The organism is Neochlamydia sp. EPS4 (assembly GCF_000813665.1).
Taxonomy (GTDB): Bacteria; Chlamydiota; Chlamydiia; order Chlamydiales; family Parachlamydiaceae; genus Neochlamydia.
The window spans coordinates 61,139-67,636 of record NZ_JSDQ01000063.1 but is presented as its reverse complement, the minus strand read 5'-3'; the positions used below and the strand labels follow the sequence as shown (position 1 = coordinate 67,636).

Genomic DNA, 6,498 nt, shown 5'->3' with positions numbered 1-6,498 from the left:
ACATCCTCTTGTGATTCTTCAACATTTTTAAACACTTTCTTCCTAAAAGCTATGGCATAAAATTCGTTCTGGAGGATTTGATGAAACCTTTCGCAGATTCCATTGGTTTAAAGAATAGCAAGCTTTAGTGCGAGAATGGTCCATGTCTTCAATGGCCAGATAAAGTTCATACTCATGCTGCTCTCTTGCTCCGCAGTACTCTGTCCCACGGTCGGTTAATACTCTCAAAATCCGAACATCCTGCTCTTCAAGCCAAGGAATGACTCGATCATTCAGTATATCCGCTGCTACCCAAGGATTTTTCCTATCATATAATTTGACGAAGGCTACCTTAGAATAAGTATCGATTACTCTCTATGGATAAATGCGTCTAAATACCTTTAATAGTGCCTACATAATAAGTATCTTGGGATAGTAGATAACCTGGATGTGCAGTTTCAATTTCGCCATGTGCCTCTTTTTCTTCCTTGGCTTTTTCAAAAGCTTTTAATTGGTCCTCTATTAATATCATTTCTTCTTAAAACCATCTTAGCTTCCAATGCTTTGAGACGTTTTTGGAAAGTCTTAAAGATTATATCTTAAGCCAAACAGAACGCACGCTCTCTGGCGAAATGATAACTCCTTGTTTCTTCAGCTCGTTACATACTCTTATTTGTCCATAAGCAGGCTTTTGAAGAGCAAAATCAACCACAGCTTTTTCGATAGACTCGTCCAATCTGCTTATTATGCAGGGCTTTTTGCGGGTCAGATCCTGAAGAGCTGCCTCTCCACCTGTTTCGTAAAGCTCTTTAAATCTATAAAAGCTATCTCTAAAATATCCCATCATCTTGAAAGCTTTAAGAGACATTTCCTAATGTTTCAGCTAACTTTAACACTTCTAACTTGTTTGTGATAACTTTCTGATGAGTTGCTAAATTTGACATTTTGACACTCCTTGTGGGGCTTGGGGCCGCTCACTTCAACTTTAGCCCTATCTCTTTTGATGAGTAACAGGACTTTAAGCTTCGCGGCTTTTAAATCGTGGTTCCTTTATTTTTATCACAAATGTCAGGTTAAGTCCTGTCTATTACAATTTAAGAATAGATTTATGAAGATTGATCAGTTTTCAAAAAAATTGTTTACGTAGCTTGACAGCTCCAAAATGACATCCTCAAATTTAACTTGCTGTTTACCCATGGTAGAAAGAAAGTTATTCCAACGTTGCTGGATTTCCTTGGTATCATAAAATGCCCGTGTAAATGCTATCGGGGGCTGTAAAGGAGTTTTGCGGTTTGCAAACACTTCGCGAATGGCAACATTTAACTTTTCGGGTTTAATTTCATGATGTCTTAAGATAGTCCAGAGATCGTAAAAATCTTTCATCCGAGTATTCACAAGAGCAAGTTTTACAATTGATTCTAGTTTTTCAGCTATAACAGTTTCTAAAGTATAGCCTAGCAAGACTGGTTTTGGCATTCCAAGAAGCGTGGGATATTGAATTCGCTGAGGTTTGGGGATGATGACATCATTAAATCCAATGTCAATAAGAACAGGCATTTTTGTCGTGAATAACTTTGCCGAGAAACTACTACTTACACCGTTGTAATCCCCACCAGTTTGTGTATTGCGAAGAATGAGTTTTTGCGTATCAAAAGAGATCCCATCTTCCTCGCAGCTCATTTCTGAAACTTCTGTAATGATGCGTTGTAAATTATCAATCTGGTTAGATGTTCTAGCAAGTAGATCGATATCCATAGTGGCGCGATGATCCATTGAATCCCAGACTTTCAGCATGAGGCCACCTTTAAGAAAAAATTTCTCTGCATAAGGACTAAGGCTAAGGCGATACAAAAATCGTTCTATAGCATAGTAGCGGAGAATTTCATCAAATGGCCGATTTCTTTGCTCCGATAGATTCTTTAACCGTTGACGTATCGACTCGCCAAGATTCTTTCTAGGTTTTTCAACAGCTTTATCCACTGACAATCGTCTCCATAATTGGCTTTAGAATCTTCTTAACACGAAATAATTTAGCATATTCAAAGAGTTTATCTAAATTTGTCTTTCTGCTGTGCCAATACATCTTTAGCGCCTCAAGAACGACATCCATGCCGATTTTGTTGCGAAATTTCACACAATCAACCAAGGTTTTTTCTATGTCAAAAATCTTAAATGTACACCCATCAATTGCGTGTTCTTGAACTCCTGTTTTTAGTAGCTCTTCAGTATACCAGAAATAGCGCATGGGTGGGTAAGAGATGGCAGGCTTATGGGTCTGACTTGGTAAAGCGACGTAAACGAAGTGAGGAATTTGAGTGGTGATCTCATGAAATGCTAGCGCAGAAATAAGACAAATGACCCCCCTTGGAATCTTTTTAGCAACTGGAATAAAGTCAGGCAAAGAAGAGGCAGGCATTTCGACTAATCGATATAAGCCTCTGCTAACAATTTCTAAATCTCCTCTATCTCGAAGCGTATAAAGTTCCCGTCGATGTATACCTATAGCAATAGCTTCCGACATAGTAAGAATTCCTCCTTGCTTCCGAAATGCTGCAAGTGCTAATTCAAGCTTTGATTTTTTTTCATGGTACAAAATAACGGATTTTTTCATTAATATCCGTAATATTGTACCAAAACGTTTTGAGAGTCAAGAAATTCATGACATAGAAGGAGAAATTCATGGACAATTTAAATACGTATACATGTGATTGGCTCATTGATATAAAGTGCCAGTTTTAATTAGCGAGATACATTCATAGCTAGAAACATTTTTTAATATTAATAATTACTTGAATATCTCCTTCTAACTTTTCTTACGGTTAGTAAGTATATGTTTTATTAAAAGCATATTTTTTTAAAACCCCTTAAAAAACACAAGGTGCACATCACCCTTGAAAAAGAAAAAGACATCTCTCATAATGGCATAGTTCTATAGAAATTTAGGGAGTAACATAACATGCGTCGATCTATTTGCTATTGTGAACCGGCCTCTGCTCAAGCGGGAGAAGTTAATAATTGGAAGTTTGTTTATACTTCTGCCACCTCTCTTCCTAAAGGTACACGCCTAAAATTTGATATGCTGAGTAATGGTCGAGATATCGATTGGCAAATCCCAAGCTCTAATGTCAAAAAAATAACCAATATTATCTATGGAGAGCTTGAAAGTGGCAAAATAATTTCCGCAAAGGAAGTATCCTCAGCAGCTCACTTTACCCCGGATTTTGAATTTATTCTACCCAGTGCCTTAGAAGCCGGTAGCAACTTTACTATAGTGATTGGTACTACCGATATTAAAAAAGCTAATAAAGAAGGCAATCGGGCCCAGACAAATTCTCAACGTAGGCGACCATTCAATATTTATATAGATCCAACCGGGCAAGGAAACTATGGTGAACCAGAAGTGTTTTGCTTAGATATTAAAGGCAATACTCTCTGTTCAATTCGCGTAGTAGCTCCTTCTTATGTTACGCGTAATAAACGCTTTGATGTTATCGTGCGCTTTGAAGATCAATATGGAAATTTAACCAGTGATGCACCTGACGAAACACTCATAGAGCTTTCTTATGAACATTTACGCGAAAATCTCAATTGGAAATTATTTGTTCCTGAAACTGGCTTTATTGCTCTTCCTAATCTTTACTTTAATGAGCCAGGTATCTACACGATCCGGCTTTTAAATACCTATACGCAGCAAGTCTTCCAATCCCCTCCTATTAAATGTTTTGCAGATAATAATAAAAGTGTTTTTTGGGGAATCTTGCATGGCGAATCAGAAAGAATTGACTCCACAGAAAATATTGAGAATTGTTTACGTCACTTTCGAGATGATAAGGGGATGAATTTCTTTGGGGCCTCTCCATTTGAAAGTCAAGAGGAGACTTCTAATGAGATGTGGAAGCTTATTAGCCAAAACCTCTTAGAGTTTGATGAAAATGATCGTTTTACTACCTTTCTAGGAACTCAGTGGTCTGGAATCCCTGAAGAAGAAGGAACACGGCAAATTGTCTTTACTAAAGACCATAAACAACCTTTACGAAAAAAAGACGCTAAATATAGTACTCTTAAAAAGATTTATAAAAGTTTTTCTCCTAAAGAAATTATCTCTATCCCTACTTTTACTATGGGCAAAGGTTATGAATATAACTTCAAAAATTTTGATCCAGACTATGAAAGGGTGGTAGAAATTTATAATGCTTGGGGCTCTTCTGAATGTCTGAAGAAAGAAGGGAATTTACGTCCCATCCAATCGCATGGAAAAGTAGGAGTGCAAGAAAGCGCAGAAGGCTCTATTCAAAAAGCTCTTTTAAATAATTGTCGCTTTGGATTCGTGGCAGGAGGCTTGGATGATCGTGGTATCTATGCACCTTTTTTTGAAGGAGATCAGGTTCAATATTCTCCCGGGTTAACAGCGATTATTGCCGCGGAGCATACCCGTGCTTCTTTAGCTGAAGCTCTTTATACACGTTCTTGTTATGCCACCACTGGGGAGAGAATTATTGTTGGTTTATATATAGCAGGTATGCCAATGGGTAGCGAGATTTCTACCGCTCAAAAGCATGGACTACTTATTAATAGACATATCTCAGGCTTTGTTGCCGGTACTACCCGCTTAAAATCTGTGGAAATTATACGCAATGGAAAAGTTCTTAAATCTTTTCATCCGGAAAGCTACAGCTTAGATTTTACCTTTGATGATATGACTCCTTTGGAGACCGTTACAGTAGCTAGCAAAGATAAAAAACCTCCCTTTGTTTTTTATTACATTAGAGTGGTGCAAGAAGATGGCCACATGGCTTGGTCTTCTCCCATCTGGGTAGATTATGTGCCTAGTGCACCTAAACGCCCCGTTTCTAAAAATGCTAAGCCTACCGTAAAATTAGAATCTCTCAAGATTGCTGAAGATGAGGAAGAGGATAATGATTTTGATTATGAAGATGATGAGGATGATGACGAATAAAAAACAAAAGCTTCACTTTTTTTAAACTTCATACCTACATTTCTAGATAAGCGATCTTCTTTAGGAAAAAGCACAAAGCTTATTAAGCAAGGGATGATTAAAAATAGGTGACTATGCCGGCATTCAAGTTTATTTAAATTCTAAAATTCAAAATTGAGCTAATAGCTAAGCTTTATTACTTCTTATTATATAAAGGTAGTAGGGTTTAGCTTTTTCTATCGAAAGCTCTGCCCTTCCCTGCCCTTGAATTTATAAATGCTATCCTAAGAAAGAAGAACATAAGTTTTAAAACCATCCTAACTTTTTGCATAAATTTCTTAAAACACCTCTGGGTGAAGGCTTAGCTACAGGTTTACCCTAAAAACTAGCCTTTTTAATTCTTGATTTATTAAATTTTTAAAACTTAAACTGACTTGATGAGCTAAGTAATTCTAAGCCTAAAAGATAAAGAGAGGATAAAAAAGGATGGAAGGCTCCAAATCTTTATTCTCGCCTTGCTGAAATTTAATTTATCTCTTTACGCTTTACATGCTAGGCTCTATTATCCCTAATAGATATTTAACAAGGTTTTTGCATGTCTAATTTAATGCTTACTGTCTTCATAGCTTTTGTCATTGTCTTGATTTCTCTTGCTTTGCTAGGAATTAGCTGGTGTTTCACAGGCAGAATAAAAATTAAGCCTGGGGCTTGCGGCCGTACTCCTAGGCAATTACAAAAAGAGAAATGTACAGAGGAGAGCGCCTCTTGTGGGCTATGTAAGAGAGGAGAAAAAAAAGATGAACTTTTACAATAAGGATAATCCAAAGTCTCTTCAGCAAATGTTTGGAAGCATCGCTCAGCAATATGATAAAACTAATGCTATACTTTCTTTTCAAATGCATAAATTGTGGAACAAAAAACTTATTCGTGCAGCCATTGAAAAGCAACTCCCTTCCACTTACTTAGACTTGTGCTGTGGCACTGGAGAAATTGCTTTTAAATATTTAAAAAGGCGCTCTTTACCTTGTAAGGCTTACCTACTAGACTTTTGTCCAGAAATGCTTTATTGTGCTAAAGAAAGAGCAAAACATTTAAATCTTCAACCTCATACCCTTACTTATTTGCAAGCCGATGCTCAGAAAATCCCTTTGGCTGAGGAATCTATTGAAAGCGTTACGCTAGCCTATGGGATCCGTAATATTCCCCACCCTCAGCAATGTTTTAATGAAATTTATCGGGTGCTAAATACTGGAGGTACCGTAGGGATATTAGAACTTACGCAACCTACACAGCCATTGATAAGGGCTGGACATAAATTATATTTAAAAACCATTTTGCCTATCATGGGCCAATTAGTAACTTCTAATCGCAAAGCTTATGAATATTTGTGTAATAGCATTCGTTCATTCATATCCCCTCAAGAATTAGAGAGCATGCTTAAAATAGCAGGATTTAAGCAAGCTTCTGTGATTACCCTTATGGGCGGCATCGCTACCATTCTGGTAGCTAAAAAAGGTAATTAAAAAGCTTTTAGCTAATTCTCAATGACTAAGAAAGCTTAAAGAGAGAGTTTTATTTTGAGA

Annotated in this window: 5 protein-coding genes and 1 pseudogene; 3 read left to right on the top strand and 3 right to left on the bottom strand. The window is 37.1% G+C overall.

Annotated features, from left to right (window positions below; all coding sequences use genetic code 11):
- The 3 genes and pseudogenes from DB42_RS11870 to DB42_RS06885 form a co-directional block, all read right to left on the bottom strand.
- A pseudogene (locus DB42_RS11870) lies at positions 1-923 on the bottom strand (helix-turn-helix domain-containing protein); the annotation flags it as partial.
- A gap of 175 nt (positions 924-1,098) precedes the next feature.
- Positions 1,099-1,959, bottom strand: coding sequence for a nucleotidyl transferase AbiEii/AbiGii toxin family protein (locus DB42_RS06890; RefSeq protein ID WP_044882313.1), 861 nt, complete (start codon positions 1,957-1,959; stop codon positions 1,099-1,101).
- Positions 1,952-2,590, bottom strand: coding sequence for a type IV toxin-antitoxin system AbiEi family antitoxin domain-containing protein (locus tag DB42_RS06885; protein WP_044882312.1), 639 nt, complete (start codon positions 2,588-2,590; stop codon positions 1,952-1,954). Before DB42_RS06885 ends, DB42_RS06890 begins: the two co-directional genes overlap by 8 nt.
- Positions 2,591-2,935: 345 nt before the next feature.
- On the opposite strand from DB42_RS06885, the gene DB42_RS06880 reads away from it, so the two are divergent.
- The 3 genes from DB42_RS06880 to ubiE all read left to right on the top strand — a co-directional run bounded on the left by DB42_RS06880 (position 2,936) and on the right by ubiE (position 6,438).
- Entirely contained in the window at positions 2,936-4,936 is a 2,001-nt protein-coding gene (locus DB42_RS06880; protein ID WP_044882311.1) for a DUF3604 domain-containing protein, read from the top strand.
- 574 nt (positions 4,937-5,510) lie between these two features.
- Positions 5,511-5,729, top strand: a complete 219-nt coding sequence (locus tag DB42_RS06875) for a hypothetical protein (protein ID WP_044882310.1) — start codon at positions 5,511-5,513, stop codon at positions 5,727-5,729.
- Complete coding sequence (ubiE, locus tag DB42_RS06870; protein ID WP_044882309.1) at positions 5,713-6,438, top strand: bifunctional demethylmenaquinone methyltransferase/2-methoxy-6-polyprenyl-1,4-benzoquinol methylase UbiE; 726 nt, start codon at positions 5,713-5,715, stop codon at positions 6,436-6,438. The genes DB42_RS06875 and ubiE overlap by 17 nt, the downstream gene beginning before the upstream one ends.
- The last annotated feature ends 60 nt before the right edge of the window (positions 6,439-6,498 follow it).

Coding starts and splice junctions, on each gene's coding strand:
- DB42_RS06885 (WP_044882312.1), bottom strand. CDS start 2,590: ATGAAAAAATCCGTTATTTTGTACCATGAAAAAAAATCAAAGCTTGAA.
- DB42_RS06875 (WP_044882310.1), top strand. CDS start 5,511: ATGTCTAATTTAATGCTTACTGTCTTCATAGCTTTTGTCATTGTCTTG.
- DB42_RS06880 (WP_044882311.1), top strand. CDS start 2,936: ATGCGTCGATCTATTTGCTATTGTGAACCGGCCTCTGCTCAAGCGGGA.
- ubiE (WP_044882309.1), top strand. CDS start 5,713: ATGAACTTTTACAATAAGGATAATCCAAAGTCTCTTCAGCAAATGTTT.